16 protein-coding genes are annotated in these 17,421 nt (G+C 62.6%); 7 read left to right on the forward strand and 9 right to left on the reverse strand.

What is annotated here, in order from left to right; genetic code table 11:
• Positions 1 to 26 precede the first annotated feature (26 nt).
• A complete protein-coding gene (locus ACSSV3_RS10140; protein WP_354324708.1) occupies positions 27 to 1,559 on the reverse strand; it encodes an acyl-CoA carboxylase subunit beta in 1,533 nt (510 codons plus the stop codon).
• A 106-nt stretch (positions 1,560 to 1,665) separates the two neighbouring features.
• On the opposite strand from ACSSV3_RS10140, the gene ACSSV3_RS10145 reads away from it, so the two are divergent.
• Entirely contained in the window at positions 1,666 to 2,772 is a 1,107-nt protein-coding gene (locus ACSSV3_RS10145) for an NAD(P)/FAD-dependent oxidoreductase (protein ID WP_354324706.1), read from the forward strand.
• 3 nt (positions 2,773 to 2,775) lie between these two features.
• On the opposite strand, the gene gorA is transcribed toward ACSSV3_RS10145, so the two are convergent.
• The 3 genes from gorA to pgi form a co-directional block, all read right to left on the reverse strand.
• Positions 2,776 to 4,128, reverse strand: coding sequence for a glutathione-disulfide reductase (gene gorA / locus ACSSV3_RS10150; RefSeq protein WP_354324704.1), 1,353 nt, complete (start codon positions 4,126 to 4,128; stop codon positions 2,776 to 2,778).
• 185 nt (positions 4,129 to 4,313) lie between these two features.
• Positions 4,314 to 5,846, reverse strand: coding sequence for a DEAD/DEAH box helicase (locus ACSSV3_RS10155; RefSeq protein WP_354324702.1), 1,533 nt, complete (start codon positions 5,844 to 5,846; stop codon positions 4,314 to 4,316).
• Positions 5,847 to 6,062: 216 nt separating this feature from the next.
• Positions 6,063 to 7,625: a glucose-6-phosphate isomerase gene (gene pgi, locus ACSSV3_RS10160; protein ID WP_354324700.1), complete on the reverse strand. Its 1,563-nt coding sequence runs from the start codon at positions 7,623 to 7,625 to the stop codon at positions 6,063 to 6,065.
• Between the two features lie 49 nt (positions 7,626 to 7,674).
• Here pgi and lepB point away from each other — a divergent pair, with 49 nt between their 5' ends.
• The 4 genes from lepB (at position 7,675) to ACSSV3_RS10180 (ending at position 10,870) form a co-directional block, all read left to right on the forward strand.
• Positions 7,675 to 8,517 (forward strand): signal peptidase I, encoded by an 843-nt coding sequence (gene lepB, locus ACSSV3_RS10165; protein ID WP_354324698.1) that lies wholly within the window; start codon positions 7,675 to 7,677, stop codon positions 8,515 to 8,517.
• Positions 8,514 to 9,209 (forward strand): ribonuclease III, encoded by a 696-nt coding sequence (gene rnc / locus ACSSV3_RS10170; protein WP_354324697.1) that lies wholly within the window; start codon positions 8,514 to 8,516, stop codon positions 9,207 to 9,209. The genes lepB and rnc overlap by 4 nt, the downstream gene beginning before the upstream one ends.
• Before the next feature lie 109 nt (positions 9,210 to 9,318).
• Positions 9,319 to 10,227, forward strand: a complete 909-nt coding sequence (gene era / locus ACSSV3_RS10175) for a GTPase Era (RefSeq protein WP_354324695.1) — start codon at positions 9,319 to 9,321, stop codon at positions 10,225 to 10,227.
• A gap of 13 nt (positions 10,228 to 10,240) precedes the next feature.
• Positions 10,241 to 10,870, forward strand: a complete 630-nt coding sequence (locus ACSSV3_RS10180; protein ID WP_354324693.1) for a hypothetical protein — start codon at positions 10,241 to 10,243, stop codon at positions 10,868 to 10,870.
• A gap of 212 nt (positions 10,871 to 11,082) precedes the next feature.
• Here ACSSV3_RS10180 and dnaN read toward each other — a convergent pair whose 3' ends face one another.
• The 4 genes from dnaN to ACSSV3_RS10200 all read right to left on the reverse strand — a co-directional run bounded on the left by dnaN (position 11,083) and on the right by ACSSV3_RS10200 (position 14,978).
• Complete coding sequence (dnaN, locus tag ACSSV3_RS10185) at positions 11,083 to 12,210, reverse strand: DNA polymerase III subunit beta (RefSeq protein WP_354324691.1); 1,128 nt, start codon at positions 12,208 to 12,210, stop codon at positions 11,083 to 11,085.
• Between the two features lie 162 nt (positions 12,211 to 12,372).
• Positions 12,373 to 13,137 carry a 3-oxoacyl-[acyl-carrier-protein] reductase gene (fabG, locus tag ACSSV3_RS10190; RefSeq protein ID WP_354324689.1) on the reverse strand — a complete coding sequence of 255 codons (765 nt, stop codon included), beginning with the start codon at positions 13,135 to 13,137 and terminating at the stop codon, positions 12,373 to 12,375.
• The gene (locus ACSSV3_RS10195; RefSeq protein WP_354324971.1) at positions 13,137 to 14,096 is read right to left on the reverse strand and encodes an ACP S-malonyltransferase; all 960 of its coding nucleotides are present in this window, start codon (positions 14,094 to 14,096) and stop codon (positions 13,137 to 13,139) included. The genes fabG and ACSSV3_RS10195 overlap by 1 nt, the downstream gene beginning before the upstream one ends.
• Positions 14,097 to 14,147: 51 nt before the next feature.
• Positions 14,148 to 14,978: an LD-carboxypeptidase gene (locus ACSSV3_RS10200; RefSeq protein WP_354324688.1), complete on the reverse strand. Its 831-nt coding sequence runs from the start codon at positions 14,976 to 14,978 to the stop codon at positions 14,148 to 14,150.
• A 56-nt stretch (positions 14,979 to 15,034) separates the two neighbouring features.
• On the opposite strand from ACSSV3_RS10200, the gene ACSSV3_RS10205 reads away from it, so the two are divergent.
• Positions 15,035 to 16,462 (forward strand): glutamate ligase domain-containing protein, encoded by a 1,428-nt coding sequence (locus tag ACSSV3_RS10205; protein ID WP_354324686.1) that lies wholly within the window; start codon positions 15,035 to 15,037, stop codon positions 16,460 to 16,462.
• Complete coding sequence (locus tag ACSSV3_RS10210; RefSeq protein WP_354324684.1) at positions 16,459 to 16,728, forward strand: hypothetical protein; 270 nt, start codon at positions 16,459 to 16,461, stop codon at positions 16,726 to 16,728. The genes ACSSV3_RS10205 and ACSSV3_RS10210 overlap by 4 nt, the downstream gene beginning before the upstream one ends.
• A 41-nt stretch (positions 16,729 to 16,769) precedes the next feature.
• Here the strand turns inward: ACSSV3_RS10210 and ACSSV3_RS10215 are convergent, their stop codons facing one another.
• The gene (locus ACSSV3_RS10215) at positions 16,770 to 17,411 is read right to left on the reverse strand and encodes a glutathione S-transferase family protein (protein WP_354324682.1); all 642 of its coding nucleotides are present in this window, start codon (positions 17,409 to 17,411) and stop codon (positions 16,770 to 16,772) included.
• Positions 17,412 to 17,421 lie beyond the last annotated feature (10 nt).

A 17,421-nucleotide genomic window follows, 5' to 3' on the forward strand; every position in this document is an offset into this window, starting at 1 on the left:
AATAACTTTCGCACCAAACTTATCTCCTAGAGCGGAATATTGTCATGCTTCTTCCAAGGGTTCTCCAACTGCTTCGTCCGCAGCTTCCTTAGCCCCAGCGCGATCCGTCGCCGGGTCGAGTGCGGGTGGATCACCTCGTCGATATAGCCGCGCGATGCCGCCACAAAGGGGTTGGCGAAGCGGTCATCGTATTCCTTGGTCTTCTCGGCGATCTTTTCGGGGTTGTCGCGGTCTTGGCGGAAGATGATCTCCACCGCGCCCTTGGCGCCCATCACTGCGATTTCCGCCGTCGGCCAAGCATAGTTCAAATCGCCGCGCAGGTGCTTGCTCGCCATCACGTCATAGGCGCCGCCGTAAGCCTTACGGGTAATGACGGTGATTTTGGGCACGGTCGCCTCGGCATAGGCGAACAGCAGTTTCGCGCCGTGCTTGATGATCCCGCCCAGTTCCTGCGCGGTGCCGGGGAGGAAGCCGGGGACGTCGACAAACGTCAGGATCGGGATTTCAAACGCATCGCAGAACCGCACAAACCGCGCGGCTTTCTTCGATGAATTGATGTCGAGGCAGCCGGCCAGCACCATCGGCTGGTTCGCCACAACGCCCACCGTGCGCCCCTCAACCCGGCCAAATCCGCACAGGATATTGCCCGCGTGCGCCGGTTGGATCTCGAAGAAATCGCCTTCGTCCAGCACCTTGGCGATAACTTCGTGCATGTCATAGGGCTGGTTGGCATTGTCGGGGATCAGCGTGTCGAGGCTCGGCTCATCGCGGTCCCACGCATCACCGACCGGCAGCACCGGGGGTTCTTCCCGGTTCGACAGCGGGAGGAAATCGACAAACCGCCGCGTCGCCAGCAGCGCCTCGATATCATTGTCATAGGCGAGATCGGCCACAGATGTCTTGGTAGTGTGGGTGATCGCCCCGCCAAGCTCTTCCTGCGTCACGACTTCGTTGGTGACGGTTTTCACCACCTCTGGCCCAGTGACGAACATATAGCTGGAATCCTTCACCATGAAGATGAAGTCGGTCATTGCGGGCGAATAGACCGCCCCGCCCGCGCACGGCCCCATGATGAGGCTGATTTGCGGCACCACGCCGCTGGCCAGCACATTGCGCTGAAACACCTCGGCATAGCCGCCCAGCGAAGCGACGCCCTCCTGAATCCGCGCCCCGCCCGAATCGTTGAGGCCAATCACCGGCGCGCCGACTTTCATTGCGGTGTCCATCACCTTGCAGATTTTCTCGGCATGGCGTTTCGACAGGCTGCCGCCGAACACGGTGAAATCCTGGCTGAACACGTAAACCAGCCGCCCGTTGATCGTGCCGCTGCCAGTCACCACCCCGTCGCCGGGAATGCGCTGGGTTTCCATGCCGAAATCAATGCAGTCGTGTTCGACGTAGGCATCAAGTTCCTCGAACGAGCCTTCGTCGAGCAGCACGTCCAATCGTTCGCGCGCGGTCAGTTTACCCTTGGCGTGCTGGGCTTCGATGCGCTTGGCCCCGCCGCCCATGCGGGCAGCTTCGCGGCGGCGTTCCATTTCGGCGATATTGGCAGACACACTCAGGTCCCCTGTTGTTTTCCGGTTCCAGATGCGTTGCCTTAGGCGACCGGCAGCGTCAACGTGGCAAAAATGGCGGCAATCATGCAAAGGCAAGTATCATATCATGGTGCAACAGGCGGACATGGTGGTGATCGGTGGCGGGATTGCGGGGCTATCGATGGCTGCGCGGCTGGCGCGGCATGGGCGGGTGGTGGTGCTGGAAGGCGAAAGCGCACCCGGATACCACGCCTCGGGCCGCAGCGTCGCCTTTGCGCATTACGGGTTGGGCGAGCGGATCGTGCGGACGCTGACCGCGCTGAGCCTGCCCGACCTGGCGGCCCACGCTGCGCGGCACCCGGCGCTGCATATTGCTTCGGCAGAGCAAGCGGCGGCGCTCGATGCGCTGGAGGATGTGCATCGGCAATTCGGCTGCGACTATGCGCGAATCACGCCGGATGAGGCGCGCGCGCTGGTGCCGGTGCTGAAGCCCGAAGCCTACGCCGCCGCGCTGGTCGATCACGGGTCGCTTAAGCTGGACACCAACGCGATGTTACAGGCCCACGTGGCCGATCTGCGCGCCCACGGTGGCGATCTGGTATGCGGCGCACGGGTCAACGCGATCACGCACGAAGGCGGTGGCTGGCGGGTCGCAACATCGGCGGGAGCCTTCACTGCGCCGCTGCTGATCAATGCAGCGGGCGCATGGACGGATGAGATCGCGCGGATGGCAGGCGTCACCCCCATCGGCATCGAGCCGCGCCGCCGCACGGTGATTTCCTTCGCCGCGCCCGAAGGCGTGGACGTGCGCGCTTGGCCCTTTACCAAGACTGTCGGCGAAGGCTTCTACCTGCTCCCCGAAGGCCGGGGACAATTGCTGGCGTCCTCGATGGATCAGACCCCCAGCGCCCCTTGCGACGCGGCGGCAGAAGAACTGGACATCGCCATCGCGGCTGACCGGGTGGAGCAGGCTACCACGCTTGCAATCAGGCGCATCAGCCATAGCTGGGCGGGCCTGCGCAGCTTTGCACCCGACGAATTGCCGGTGATCGGCCACGCAGCCGGCGCGCCGGGGTTTGTGTGGTGTGCCGGCCAAGGCGGGTTCGGCTTCCAGACCGCGCCCGCGCTGTCACGGATTGCGGCAAGCGCGGCGCTGGGCCTGCCCTTCCCCGAAGATTGCGCGGCGGCGGGCCTTGCTGCGGAATTGTTCAGCCCGGCGCGGTTGGGGGCATAACCGCTATTTAAACAGCACCAGTTCTTCCGCCATCGTCGGGTGGATAGCAACGGTCGCGTCGAAATCGGCCTTGGTCAGGCCCGCCTTCACCGCCACCGCCGCCGCCTGCATGATCTCTGGCGCTTCGGGGCCGATCATGTGCAGCCCCACGATCCGGTCGTTCGCGGCATCGACGATCATCTTGTAAAGGCTGCGTTCGTTGCGCCCCGACAAGACGTTTTTCATCGGGCGGAAATCGGCATGATAGACCTTGATCGTGCCAAGAGTGTCGCGCGCTTCGCCTTCGGTCATGCCGACCGCAGCGATGGGCGGATGGCTGAACACCGCGCTGGGCACGCAGGAATGATCGACCGCGTAAGGTTCAACCCCGCCGAACACTGAATCCGCAAACGCCTGCCCTTCGCGGATGGCGACCGGGGTGAGCTGCACGCGGTCAGTCACATCGCCGACAGCATAGACATAATCGACATTGGTGCGGCTGAAAACGTCAACCACAATTTCGCCCCTGCGCCCGGTGGCAACGCCGATGTTGTCCAGCCCAAGGCCTTCGATATTGGGCACACGGCCCGTCGCCACCATCACCGCGTCAAACACCCGCGCATCCTGCCCGGTCAGCTTGACCAGCAGGCTGCCATCATCCTGCCTTTCGACAGATTCGAATTCTGTGTGGAAACAGAATTCGATCCCCTTGGTCAGCGAGATTTGCAGCAAGCGGTCGCGCACGCTTTCATCATAGCCCCGCAAAATCGTGTCCGAACGGTTGGCGATCGTCACCTTGCTGCCGAATGCGTTGAAGATTCCGGCAAATTCATTGGCGATATAGCCCCCGCCCACGATCAGGATGCGGCGCGGGATGGCGTCGAGATGGAACGCCTCGTTCGAGGTGATGACGTGCTCATTTCCGGGAAAGTCCGGAACCATCGGACGCGCGCCCGTGGCGATCAGGATATATTTGGCGGTGATGACCTTGCCGCTCGCCAGCGTGATCTGATGATCGCCGGTGATGGTCGCGCGTTCATCATAGACAGTGACATTGTGGTTGCTGAGCGTCTGGCCATACAGGCCTTCGAGGCGGCTGACGTCGGCTTGCACGCTGTCGCGCAGCTTGACCCAGTCAAAGCCTTTGCCCTCGATCGTCCAGCCGAATTGCTTGGCGTCTTCCAGATCCTCGGCAAAATGCGCGCCGTAGACGAGCATCTTCTTGGGAACGCAGCCGCGGATCACGCAAGTGCCGCCGACCCGGTATTCCTCGGCCACCGCGACCCGCGCGCCGTGCGCTGCAGCGACCCGGCTGGCGCGCACGCCGCCCGATCCTGCCCCGATGGTGAAGAGATCATAGTCAAATTCGTCGGCCATTGCGCTGCTCCCGTAGGTCACGGGCCGCATATGGCGAAGCGCGTCGATGGCGGCAACCATCGACGCGCAAAAAGCTGTAATTTCTTTTATTTAGAGCATCGTGCTGAAAAGTGGGAACCGGTTTTCAGCTTTTTACGATGCGACAACAAAGGATGGAGCGGGAAGGCCACGGCCCCCCACAGCAATCAGGCGTTGACCGAGCGCGGACGACCGCCCCCGCCGCCGCCGGGACGACCACGGCCACGGCCGCGATCACCGCCGCCTCCGCCATTGCCAGACGGACGCGCACCGCCGCCGGGATGACGGCGATCACCACCGCCGCCATTGCCGCCGGGACGGCCTGATCCCGTGGCCTGCTGCGGCTTGCGATCACCTTGCGGACGACGCTCCCCATCAGCGCGGCGTTCACCTTGCTGCGGGCGACGTTCGCCATCCGGGCGGCGTTCTCCCCGATTTTCACCATGAGGCTTGCGATCACCCTGCGGACGTTGGCCGAGCGGGCGCGGGTTGACGCGCTTCATCGGAACACGAGCGGCAGGCTTGGTCGGCCCTTCGCCTTCCACCACGGCGCGGAAATTATCCGGCAGCGGCAAGCGTTCCAGCTCTGCGCCGGTGACCTTGCGAATATCCTTGAGATAGGCGCGTTCATCCTCGGCACAAAAGGCAATCGCTATCCCGTCCTTGCCCGCGCGCGCGGTGCGCCCGATGCGGTGGACATATTGTTCGGCCACGTTGGGCAGTTCGTAGTTGATGACGTGCGAAACGTCCGGAATATCGATCCCGCGCGCGGCCACGTCAGTCGCGATCAGCACCGGCACGCGGCCCTTGCGGAATTCGTCGAGCGCGCGCTGGCGTTGCGGTTGCGATTTGTTGCCGTGGATCGCGTTGGCCTCGATCCCGCCTTGCTCCAACCGCTTCACCACCCGGTCCGCGCCGTGTTTGGTGCGGGCGAAGATCAGCACGCGTTCAATCGCGCCGGGAACGGTATGCCGCCCCTTGAGGATCATTTCGAGCAGGGACAGCTTTTCGTCCTGCTGCACCATGAACAGATATTGGTCGATGCGCTCGGCGGTGGTGCTCTGCGGCGTGACCGAAACCTGCACCGGATTGTTGCAGAACCCGCTCACCAGTTCCTTGATCGCCTTGGGCATGGTCGCGCTGAAAAACAGCGTCTGGCGATCCTTGGGGGTGATGTCGCGGATCTTGCGCAGTGCGTGGATGAAGCCGAGGTCGAGCATCTGATCCGCTTCGTCGAGCACCAGCACTTCGATCCCATTGAGGTTCAGCGCTTTCTGATCGATCAGATCGAGCAAGCGGCCCGGCGTGGCAACGAGGATATCGGTGCCGCGATGCAGCTTGTTACGATCCTTGCCGACGGACGTGCCGCCGACGATGCATTGCACCTTGAGGCCGGCGAGCGCGCCGTAATCCTTGGCGCTATCGGCGATCTGCACCGCCAATTCGCGGGTCGGTGCCAGCACCAGCATCCGGCAGGATTTGAACGGGATCTGCTTGTCGGATTCGCGCAGCCGGTCAATGCTGGGGAGCATGAACGCGGCCGTCTTGCCGGTGCCGGTCTGGGCAATGCCGAGCAGATCGCGGCCCTTGAGAACGGCCGGAATGGCCTGTTCCTGGATTGGGGTGGGGGTAGTATAGCCCTTCATATCAAGGGCCTGGAGCACGGGCTGCGACAGCCCGAGTTCAGCAAAAGTCGTCATGTAGATAAAACTCGCAAATAATCTGCGGCGCGCGAAACCCATAGCGGGCGCGCGGCGCGGGGGTTGAAACCGCCCGCGTGAAAAGGGAAGTCTTGGGTAGAACCGAGGCGCGGCCGGGGCGGATGCTTTTAGTTTTCCGCCGCTTCACGCATGGCTAGCGCGCTTCGATGGGGGCCATGTGGGCGCGGAGCCTCGGAAAGTCAAGCAGTTCCCGCGCTACCCCAACCCCGCCGCCGCCATCAGTGCCTTCGTCGAGGGATCAAACTCGCCCTCTCCGCTGTCGATCTGTTTGGCGATGGCCTTGCCCAGTTCCACCCCGAACTGGTCGAAGGGGTTGATCCCCATCAGCACCGCGCTCGCAAAGGTGCGGTGTTCGTGGAATGCGATCAGTGCGCCCAGTGCCGCCGCGTCGCAATCGTCGAGCAGAAAGGTGGTGGAGGGCCGATCACCCGAATAGGCGCGCGCCGGATCGTCTGACGGCTTGCCCGCCATCAGCGCCGCGCCTTGGGCAAGGCAGTTCATCAACAGCGTGCGGTGATGCGCCGGGTCCAGTTCATCCCCCGGCGCGATGCTGGCGATGAAATCGACCGGGATCAGGTGCGTGCCCTGATGCAGCAGTTGGAACACGGCATGCTGCGCGTCGGTGCCCACCCCGCCCCATGTCACCGGCGCGGTCGGCCCGTCCACGGGGGTGCCATCCACGGTCACGCTTTTGCCGTTGGATTCCATCTCCAGCTGCTGAAGATAGTCGGGCAGCAGCGCGAGGCGTTCATCATAGGCGAACACCGCGCGGGTCTGGCAGCCCTTTAACCGGGTGTAGAACTGATCCACAAACGCCGCGAGCAACGGGGCATTGGCGCGGCCTTCGGTGTTGCGGAAGTGATCGTCGACCGCCTTCGCGCCGGCCAGCATCGCGCGGAATTCATCCATCCCCACCGCCAGCGCAATCGGGAACCCGATCGACGAAAACAGCGAATAGCGCCCACCCACGCTTTCGGGGAACGGCAGCACGCGGGTTTCATCGACGCCCCATTCCACCGCCTTTTCGGGCGCAGCGGTCAGCGCGATCACCCGCCCGCCGGGGTCTTCCACACCGTTATCCGCCAACCACTTCAGCGCGCTGTTCGCATTGGTCAGCGTTTCGATGGTGGTAAAGGTTTTGGACGCGAGCGCGATCAGCGTCGTTTCGGGGTCGCAGGCAGCAAACGCCTGTTCCAGCGCGAGGCCATCAATGTTCGACACCACATGGACATCGACCAGCGCCAGATCGCGGGTCAGCGCGTCAATCGCCAGCGCCGGGCCGAGCGCCGATCCGCCGATGCCAACCGCGATGCAGTGGCGAATTTCGCCCAGCGCACCTTCATGGATCGCCTCAACCAGCATCCCCATGCGCGCGAGCAGCGCTTCGGCTTCTTCGACCTGCGCAGGCGTGCCGCTGCCGCGCAGCGCGCCGTGGGTCGCGGCGCGGCCTTCGGTGACATTGACGATCCCGCCATCGAAGAGCGCATCGCGCGCAGCCGCAAACCCGCGCGCCTCGGCCAAAGCCTCAAACGCGGTCAGCGCGGCATCATCCAGATGGGTTTTGGAAAAATCGATCCTCATGCCCGTTTCCGCCGCGCTGCCGGGCGCGATTGGCCAGCTGATTTGCTGGGTCAAGGCTGCGGGCCGCGCCGGATCAGCGGCGAACAATTGGCCGAGCGTGCGCGGTTCCAGCGAACGCAGCCGCGACCAGGCCTCGCCCACTGCTGGCTTGCCGTTTGCTTCGCCCGATCCGTTCATCACTGTTCTCCTTTGCGCAGGTGTGCGGAGCCGAGTAAGGGCATGGGCGATGGATGTTAAGACCCAATCTCTCGGCAATGTGTTGCCCGATAATGCCGACGCGGCGGCGCCTGCGCGCGATAGCTGGGGCAGTTTCGTCTGGTTCCTGGCCAAACTGCTGCTGGTGGTGCTGGTGTTTCGCACCCTGGTGTTCTCGCCGTTTTCGATCCCGTCGGAAAGCATGCTGCCCCGCCTGATGAACGGCGATTACTTGCTGGCGGCCAAGTGGCCCTATGGTATTTCGCGCCATTCGTTGCCCTTTGATCTGCCACTGCCCGATGGCCGCCTGTTCGCCAGCACGCCCGAACGCGGCGATGTGGTGATCTTCAAACACCCGGTCGACGGACGTGATTATATCAAGCGGGTGATCGGCCTGCCGGGTGATGCGGTGCGCATGGTGGGCGGGCAGGTGGTGCTGAACGGCACACCGATACCGCACGAACCTATGGCTGATGCGCTGATTGCCGAATCGCCCAATACCGGGTGCGCATGGGGCCGCGCGCCTGTGCAGTTGGATGATGGCAGCGCGGCCTGCCGCTACGCCCGTTTCCGTGAGACTTTGCCGGGCGGCAAAAGCTACGAAGTGCTCGATTTCGGGATGACCCCGGCTGATGCGCTTGCCCCCGTCACAGTCCCGGCGGGCGCGCTGTTCGTGATGGGCGACAATCGTGACAATTCGCGCGACAGCCGCTTTCCGGCAGCCGCAGGCGATGCGGTGGGATTTGTTCCGCAAGACCTGCTGGTGGGCCGCGCCAGCATCATCGTGTGGTCGACCGATGGCAGCGCCGATTGGGCAAATCCGTGGACCTGGTTCACCGCCGCACGCTGGCACCGGATCGGAGACGCACTGTGAGCGCGCTTGACCCGGCGACGCGTGAATGGCTCGAAGCACAAGGCTTTGCCGTGACGGATGAGGCCGCCTGGATCGAGGCGCTGACCCACGGCAGCTTCAACGGATCGGGCGGCGCGGCGGCGGTAACTTCCAAAGATTACCAGCGGCTTGAATTTCTGGGCGACCGGGTGCTTGGCCTGTCGGTGGCGAGCTGGCTATTCCGCGCGGGCGACGCGCCCGAAGGCAAGCTGTCACAGCGGCTCAACGCGCTGGTCAGCGGCGCCACTTGCGCACGGATTGCCCGCGCCATCGGCCTGCCCGCGCATATCCGGTTGGGCAAGCAAGCGCGCGATGATGGCGGGGCGGATAGCGACAAGATCCTTGGCGATGTGATGGAGGCGCTGATCGGCGCGTGTTTTGTCCAGCACGGGTTCGATACCGCGAAGGCGGTCATCTACCGCCTGTGGGCGAGCGAGTTGGAAGGCGACTTGGGCAGGTCGAAACATCCCAAAAGCGCGCTGCAGGAATGGGCCGCAGGCAACCGCCGCGCCACCCCCGTTTACGAAGTGGTGGGGCGCAGCGGGCCTGACCACGCGGCGCGATTTACCGTGCGGGTCAGCGTCCGCAATGTCGGTGAGGCCGAGGCCACCGCCACCAACAAGGGCGAGGCTGAAAAGCTGGCCGCGAAGGCTTTTCTGGAGCAATTCGGTTGAATGATTTAGTGAATTTGCCACATCGAAACCGACAGGTTTCGCAAGGCCAAGCGGCCGCCCGCAGCCGCTTTGGAGCGAAGCGGAAAATCAGCGGCGAGGAAGTCATGAAATGACCAAACAAAAATGTGGCATGATCGCCGTGATTGGCGCGCCCAATGCGGGCAAATCAACTTTGGTGAACCAGCTTGTCGGCCAGAAGGTCGCCATCACCAGTGCCAAGGCGCAGACCACCCGCGCGCGGATGCTGGGGATTGCCTTGCACGAACTGGCAGGCACGCGGGTGCAGATGATTCTGGTCGACACCCCCGGCATCTTTGCCCCGCGCCGCCGGTTAGACCGCGCGATGGTAAGCGCCGCGTGGGAAGGTGCCGAGGCGGCGGACGCGGTGCTGCTGTTGGTCGATCCGATCAAGCAACGCCGCCACGAATTGGAGCCGCTGCTGGAGGCGTTGGCGAACCGCCCTGAACGCAAGATTCTGGTGCTCAACAAAGTCGACCGCGCCAAGAAAGAACCCCTGCTGGCGCTGGCGCAGGAACTGGCGGGCAAGGTCGATTTTGCCGAAATCTATTTCGTTTCCGCGCTGAATGGGGACGGCGTGCCCGAGTTGAAAGACGCGCTGGCGGGCATGATGCCCGAGGCTGAATGGATGTATCCCGAAGATCAGGTGTCAGACGCTTCAGAACGCCTGCTCGCCGCCGAAATCACCCGCGAACAGCTTTACCAACAGCTCCACGAAGAACTGCCCTATGACAGCGCAGTGCGGCCCGAAAGTTACACGGTGCGCAAAGACGGCAGCATCGAAATCCACCAGCAGATCGTGGTCGCCCGCGAAACCCAGCGCGCCATCGTGCTCGGCAAAGGCGGCGCGCGGATCAAGGCCATCGGCGAAGCGGCGCGCAAGGAATTGTGCGAGGTGCTGGGAGTAAAAGTGCACCTGTTCCTCCACGTCAAACAGTCGGAAAACTGGGCCGAGGACAAGGAGATTTTCGAGGAAATGGGGCTGGATTGGGTGCGGTGATGGGGTCGTGACTATGCCGAACCAGAGCCAAAACTCATTGGAGCGCTACATCCGAAAGACATCGGTTTACTTCATCCGTAGCGCATACGCGGTCGAGGTTACGCCTTGGACCACGAAAACCGATGTGGAAGCAGCCCTTTTTTTGCGGGGTGTGATTGTTTCAGCGCACGCGAGTATCGAAACACGCCTTGCTGAAGCCTGTGACCGCTTTGCTCAGTTTGAGACGGCTCAAGAGACCGTCAAAATCCCCTATTCCTTGAAAGACAAAATAAGCTACCTTCAACGCTTCTTTCGCCAACCACCTTTCGATAGCCATAAAATGACGGCTGAACGTTTCTTTCAAAGAGTTTTATCGGGAGCAGAGCTTCGGCATCAGATTGCCCACGCTAGAATGGAAGTCACAGATATCAGGTGGGGAGTGGATTTTTACGACTTCGTCACCCCCAAGAAGATGCCAACCGAATGCCGGCACTTGCGTCTATCTGTTGATGTGCTTGAAAAGGAAGCTTGGAGAGCAGCCCGCTTAAGCCGAATTTGTCAAATGCTATTGGGGCACTTGGACAGTCTTGATATTCTACCACCCTTCATTCCAGACGACTTCAACCGTCGATCAAAGGCTGCGTTCGAGCAGTCGATGCAGTGAAAAGCGTCGAAATAATCACCCCCGCCCCAGCTTCTCCATCCCTACTTCGTCATCGCGAGGCCCGCAGGGCCGTGGCGATCCATTAATCGAGGCGTACATTCAGCGGCCAAATTGCCACGGATCGCCGCATCCCCCGGCCCAAGTCCGCCGACCGCGTCTCCGGCGTAAAGCCTGTCCTCAAAGCCAGCCGCCATCGCGGAGCATTCAAACGGTCACACCCGCATCGGCATCAGCACATAGAGCGCCGGGCTTGCCTCGTTTTCGCGGATCAGCGTCGGCGCGCCTGCGTCGGCCAGATGCAGTTCGACCGTGTCGGCATCGATCTGGCCAAGGATGTCCTTGAGGTAATTGGCGTTAAAGCCGATCTCCAACGCTTCGGCGCGGTATTCTGCTGCCAGTTCCTCAGCCGCGGTGCCGTTATCGGGCGATGTCACCGACAGCGTGACGCGGTCCTGATCCAGCCCGATCTTGACCGCGCGGGTTTTCTCCGTCGCGATGGTCGCCACGCGGTCAACACCGGCGAAAAACAGTTTCGGATCGACTTTGAGCAGCTTGTCATTGCCGGTCGGGATCACGCGGCTGTAATCGGGGAAGGTGCCGTCGATCAGCTTGCTGGTCAGCACCACCCCGCCTTCACCGCCCATGGTGAAGCGAATCTTGCTGGCCGACAGGTCGATCAACACGTTACCATCGAGCGCTTCTTCGAGCAGCTTGCGCAGTTCGCCCACGGCTTTGCGCGGCACGATCACATCGGGCATCCCGGCGGCGCCTTCGGGCCGCGCCAAGGTGAACCGCGCGAGCCGGTGGCCATCGGTGGCGGCGGCTTTCAGCAGCGGTTCGTTTTCATCGGTCACGTGCAGGAAAATGCCGTTGAGGTAATAGCGCGTTTCCTCGGTCGAAATCGCGAAGCGGGTGCGGTCGATCAATTCAGCCAGCACGCGCGCGGGCAGTTCAAAACTGGTCGGCAGGTCGCCTTCGACGATCACCGGGAAATCATCGCGCGGCAGAGTCGGCAGTTTGAAGTTCGAACGGCCCGCCTTGACCTCAAGCCGGTTGTCGCTGGTGGTCAGGCTGACCTGACTGCCTTCGGGCAGTTTGCGCGCAATATCGAACAGCAGATGCGCCGACACGGTAATCGCGCCTGCCTGTTCGACCGACGAAGCCGACATTGATTCGACCACCTGCAGATCAAGATCGGTCGCCATTACGCGAACATTGCCGCCGTCGCTGGCGTCGATCAGCACGTTCGACAGGATCGGAATGGTGTTGCGCCGTTCAACCACCGACTGCACGTGGGAGAGGCACCGCAGCAGGGTCGCGCGTTCAATCGTGGCCTTCATCGCTTGTCCCTATCGTTCCCTTGTGTGGCAGAAGGACGAAGGAATCGCCCTCAAGCGCCAGAAAGTGCGTAAAACCTTAGCGCCGCTGACAATACGGGCAAGTTGGCGGCTTTGCGAGGGGCGTTTCCGCTGGGGATAAGGGGCCAAAACACCGCCCGCTGATCAGCCCAGCATCGCCATCCCGCCGTTTACGTGCAGCGTTTCACCCGTGACATAGGAGGATTCGCGGCTGGCAAGAAACGCAACCGCAGCGCCGATCTCGCTGCCTTCACCCATGCGGCCCATCGGAATGCGGCCATTGATCGCGGCCTGTTGTTTTTCATCGAGCGCTGAGGTCATCGCGGTGCGGATGAAGCCGGGGGCGACGCAGTTGGCGGTGATCCCGCGGCTGGCGACTTCCTGCGCAAACGCCTTGGTCATGCCGGTCAGGCCAGCCTTGGCCGCGCAATAGTTCATCTGGCCCGGATTGCCGGTCGCGCCGACCACGCTGGTGATGTTGATGATCCGCCCGAACCGCGCCTTCATCATCGGCTTGGCCGCGGCGCGCATCAGGCGGAACGCGGCTTCTAGGTTGATGCGGATCACCTGATCCCATTCATCATCCTTCATCCGCATCCCCAGATTATCACGCGTGATCCCGGCGTTGTTGACGAGGATGTCCATCGTGCCGAGCGTATCGAGCATCGCCGGGATCAGTTCTTCGACCTGAGTAGCGTTCCCCAGATCGCAGGTAATCTCGACATGGCCATCGTGATCGTGATGCGGATAGGATTCGTTGAGTTCATCGCGAAACGCCCGCAGTTTGGCCGCGTTTGATCCCGACAGCGCAAGCCGCGCGCCCTGGCTGGCGAGCGCGTGGGCGATCGACGATCCGATCCCGCCGCTCGCACCAGTGACCAGCGCATTCATGCCCTTGAGTGAAAACATCACACCAATTCCTTCGCAAACGCTTCAATATCCTGCATCGTCACCAAGCTTGCAACCTGCGCTTCGCGGTCGATCCGGCCAACCATCGGGCCGAGCACCTTCCCGCCCAGTTCGACGAAGCTTTCCACCCCATCGGCGCGCATGGCAAGCACGCTTTCGCGCCAGCGCACCCGGCCAGTGACCTGTTCGATCAGCAATCCGAGTTCTACTTCGGGATCGGTGACGCGCGCGGCGGTGACGTTGGCATAGAGCGGCAGGGTGAAGGCCGCGGGCGGGGTTTGGGCCAGGGCCTCAGCCATGCGTTCGGCGGCGGGTTGCATCAGCGCGCAGTGGAACGGCGCGGACACCGGCAGCAGGATGCCGCGCTTGATCCCGAACTCCTTGACCAGCGCGACGGCGCGCTCAATCGCCGCGGTGTGGCCGGAAATCACCACCTGCGAAGGATCATTGTCGTTCGCTACCTCACAAACGCTGATTGCGCCTCCCGCGTGGGGCCCCTGCGCCGCGGCCTCAGCCAGCGCCTTGGCCTGATCAATATCCGCCCCCAGCAGCGCCGCCATTGTTCCTTCGCCCACCGGCACGGCGGATTGCATCGCCAGCCCGCGCAGTTTGAGCAGCCGTGCGGTGTCGGAGAGGCTGAACGCACCAACCGCACACAGGGCGGTGTATTCGCCCAGCGAATGGCCCGCGACGCAGGCGCCGTGTTCGGTCAGTTGCACACCGAAATCGCGTTCCAGCACCCGCAATGTCGCCATCGCGTTGGCCATGATCGCAGGCTGCGCATTTTCGGTGAGGGTCAGGTCGGCTTCCGGCCCTTCGCGCATCAGTGCTGAAAGCTTTTGCGACAACGCCTCGTCCACCTCGCCAAACACCTCGCGCGCGGCCGCGCTTGCGTTGGCGAGATCTGCCCCCATGCCGATTTTCTGGCTGCCTTGACCCGGAAAAATAAACGCGCGCATCATGTGATCCTGTGCTGGTTTTTGGCCCCATTCTTGGTTTGGGGCGCGCGGTTAAGTCCGCGCGGGCGGGCTGGCAAGTCCGAAGGGCACAACCCTGTTGGCAGAATTGTGCCCGATCAACGCGCGCCCCAGATAGGGAATGCCCGCGCGCGAACACCAGAAACGGGCGATATCTTCTTCGTTCTGGCCGAATTCGACATAGTTTTCGGGCACGTCGGTGATCGCGCCCAACCGCAGCCCGGCAAGCCGGGGAAGCGTTCCGGCGAGATGAAAAAACATCCGGTCGATCGCGTAAAGGTGTTCGGACACCTCCTCAACCATCACCACATGGCCGGTCAGGTCAGGCATCAACGGCGTGCCCGCCAGCATTGCCAGCGTGATGAGATTGAACGCGGCAGCAGGCGTGGTGCCATCCAGGCTCGGTTCAATCCCGCTGGTATCCCCGCCGAGCCAGTCCAGCACCCGCCGGATCGCCGCGCGCCCACCTTCCGAACGCGCGCTGACCGGCATCGAGCCATGGACGCTCTGCCCGATTCCGGCGCGGTAGAGCGCCGCCAGCAGGTATCCGCAATCGGAAAAGCCGACATAAGTCTTGGCCCGCGCGGATGCGTTCATCTGTGCAACCGCAGCTTCGGCAATGCGGTTTGAACCGTAACCGCCCTTGGCAAACCATACGACATCGAACGCCGGATCATTGGCGCATTCGAGCAGCGCGGTCAGTCGCCGCAGATCATCCCCGGCAAAATGCCCGGCCCGTTCAAAAGACTGATCGTGAAACGTCACGCGGTGCGAGGGATATTCCGCCGCCACCAGCGCCAAGAGCGCATCGCGGTGCTCATGGGTGATCGGGGTCGCAGGCGCACAGATCGCGATATTCGTCATGCGCGGCAACCTATGGCGCTTGTCAGTGATGGCGCAAGTCAATAACCACGCCTGCTATGGATAACGGGATCGAGCCAGGGACGCAGCCGGAGCGCCCGCTATTCTTTTGCGGCATTGGCGGATCGGGGATGCTGCCGCTGGCGCAGATTGCGCGCGGGCTTGGCTATCGGGTCGCCGGATCGGATCGCAGCCGCGATCAGGGCCGCACGCCTGAAAAATTCGCATGGCTGGACGCCAATGATTTCGCGCTGTTTCCGCAGGATGGCAGCGGCATTACCTCCTCAGATCAAGTGTTGATCGCGTCAGCCGCGATTGAGGACAGCGTGCCCGAAGTCGCCCGCGCGCGCGAACTTGGCTGCGCACGATTGAGCCGGGCGGAGCTGCTATCGCAGTTGTTCAACCGCGCCGCGTGCTCGATTGCGGTTGGCGGCACCTCGGGCAAATCGACCGTCACCGGGATGATCGCGTGGATCATGCACCACGCCGGACGCGATCCCACGGTGATGAACGGCGCGGTGATGAAAAACTTCATTACGCCTGCCGATACCTATGCCAGCGCAAAAATCGGGCAAGCCGATATGTTCGTGAGCGAGGTCGATGAAAGCGATGGATCGATTGCGCTTTACCGCCCAACCATCGGCGTGCTGCTGAATGTCAGCCTCGACCACAAGAGTATCGAGGAACTGCGCGTTCTGTTCGGGGATTATATCGCCGCATCGCAAACAGCGGTAATCAATCTCGACAGTCCCGAGGCTGCTGCGCTTGCGGCGCGCGCGCGCTCCGCAGTTACCTTTGGCATCACCGCGTCCGGTGCCGACATTACCGTGGAGCCGGATTCGATCGAACAGGGCGCATTCGGCATTCGCGCAGTCGTGATCGACAACCGCAAGCGCGAGGTGCTCCCGCTGATCCTGCCGATGCCGGGCCTGCACAATCTTTCGAACGCGCTGGCAGCGATTGCCACGGCGAGCGCCGCCGGGATCGGCGTTTCCCAGGCCGCCTTTGCCTTGCGCAGTTTTGCAGGATTGGCGCGGCGATTCGATGTGACCGGCACCAGTGCGCAGGGCATCACGGTGATCGATGATTTCGGCCATAATCCGGAAAAATGCGCGGCCACCTTGCGCACGCTGAAGGCGACGCCCGGACGGGTGATCGCGTTTTTCCAGCCGCATGGCTATGGCCCGCTGCGCCAGATGGGGGCGGAACTGGCGCAGACCTTCGCCCGCGAATTGGGCGCGGATGACCTCACGATCCTGTGTGATCCGGTCTATTTCGGCGGGACGGTTGATCGCAGTGAAGGCAGTGAACGGATCGTCCAACTGATCGCGCAGGCCGGCGGTAAAGCCGAACACATCCCGGCGCGCGAAGATTGCGCGCAACGCATCATCGCCATTGCCCAGCCCGGCGACCGGATCGTGGTGATGGGCGCGCGCGATGATACGCTGACCCAGTTCGCCCAATCAATCCTCGCCCGCTTGCCATGACGCTTTATCGAAATGCGGTGCGCCACGCATGGCGGATGATTGCGGCGTTGGTGATTGCGGTGCTGTTGGTGGTGGGGGTTGACCGGTTTTACGGCCATTCCACCATCGCCTTTGCAGCGGCGATCATGCTGCTGTTGATCGCCAATGCCCCGATGCTGCGGTTTAACTGCCCGCAATGCGGCAAGAACGCGTTCTTCCGGGGAATCCTGGTTGTCCTGTGGCCCAATCGGAACTGCACCCGCTGCGGGCATGATCTGGATACTTAACCGACCGGCCGAAACCACGGGTTCCGGCACCATCACAAAGGCTATTTTTCGAGCGTCAGGCGCCCTTCCCCCTCCCGCGCGATCGCCCGCTGGTATGCGGGGCGCGCGGTCAACCGGGCGCGGTAATCCTTGAGGCTTTGCGGCACGCCATCATCCAGCCCCACGCTTTCAGCCAAAACCAGCGCATAGCCGACGCAGATATCGGCCACGGTAAAGCGATCAGCGCACAGGAATTCGCGGGCTTGAAGCCGCTGTTCAACCTTCACCAACCGCTTGTGGAACCACTTGGCATAGGCGTGCCCAGCCTCGGCCCAGCCCTTGTCCTTCTCGAAGATGGCAAACCGCATATAGACCGTCTGCGGAAAGGTGATCGTGGCATCGGCGTGGTATGTGTAATCGCAATATTCGCCGTAATCGCGTTCCCCCGGCGCGATGGCCAGCGGGGTGTAACCATCGCGGGTGGCAAGGTAATGCGCGATGGCGCAGCTTTCGGTCATCCGCGTGTCGCCATCCACCAGCAGCGGCACGGTGCCCAGCGGGTTCAGTTCCAGAAACTCTGGCGCCAGATAGCGCGGCGGAAACGGCAGGATGTTGAGGTCGATATCGACACCCGCTTCCTCTGCGGCCCATGTCGCGCGCAGGCCGCGTGACCGGGCGCAGGTGTAAAGGGTTGGCTTTGTCATAAGTGCAGAC

It is taken from the genome of Porphyrobacter sp. MBR-49 (genome assembly GCF_053628655.1).

Excerpts from the sequence above, each read along its gene's own strand:
- ACSSV3_RS10205 (WP_354324686.1), top strand. The coding sequence starts at position 15,035 with ATGGATAACGGGATCGAGCCAGGGACGCAGCCGGAGCGCCCGCTATTC.
- lepB (WP_354324698.1), top strand. The coding sequence starts at position 7,675 with ATGGATGTTAAGACCCAATCTCTCGGCAATGTGTTGCCCGATAATGCC.
- ACSSV3_RS10195 (WP_354324971.1), bottom strand. The coding sequence starts at position 14,096 with ATGCGCGCGTTTATTTTTCCGGGTCAAGGCAGCCAGAAAATCGGCATG.
- ACSSV3_RS10210 (WP_354324684.1), top strand. The coding sequence starts at position 16,459 with ATGACGCTTTATCGAAATGCGGTGCGCCACGCATGGCGGATGATTGCG.
- dnaN (WP_354324691.1), bottom strand. The coding sequence starts at position 12,210 with ATGAAGGCCACGATTGAACGCGCGACCCTGCTGCGGTGCCTCTCCCAC.
- gorA (WP_354324704.1), bottom strand. The coding sequence starts at position 4,128 with ATGGCCGACGAATTTGACTATGATCTCTTCACCATCGGGGCAGGATCG.
- ACSSV3_RS10200 (WP_354324688.1), bottom strand. The coding sequence starts at position 14,978 with ATGACGAATATCGCGATCTGTGCGCCTGCGACCCCGATCACCCATGAG.
- ACSSV3_RS10215 (WP_354324682.1), bottom strand. The coding sequence starts at position 17,411 with ATGACAAAGCCAACCCTTTACACCTGCGCCCGGTCACGCGGCCTGCGC.
- ACSSV3_RS10145 (WP_354324706.1), top strand. The coding sequence starts at position 1,666 with ATGGTGCAACAGGCGGACATGGTGGTGATCGGTGGCGGGATTGCGGGG.
- ACSSV3_RS10155 (WP_354324702.1), bottom strand. The coding sequence starts at position 5,846 with ATGACGACTTTTGCTGAACTCGGGCTGTCGCAGCCCGTGCTCCAGGCC.
- ACSSV3_RS10180 (WP_354324693.1), top strand. The coding sequence starts at position 10,241 with ATGCCGAACCAGAGCCAAAACTCATTGGAGCGCTACATCCGAAAGACA.
- era (WP_354324695.1), top strand. The coding sequence starts at position 9,319 with ATGACCAAACAAAAATGTGGCATGATCGCCGTGATTGGCGCGCCCAAT.
- pgi (WP_354324700.1), bottom strand. The coding sequence starts at position 7,625 with ATGAACGGATCGGGCGAAGCAAACGGCAAGCCAGCAGTGGGCGAGGCC.
- fabG (WP_354324689.1), bottom strand. The coding sequence starts at position 13,137 with ATGTTTTCACTCAAGGGCATGAATGCGCTGGTCACTGGTGCGAGCGGC.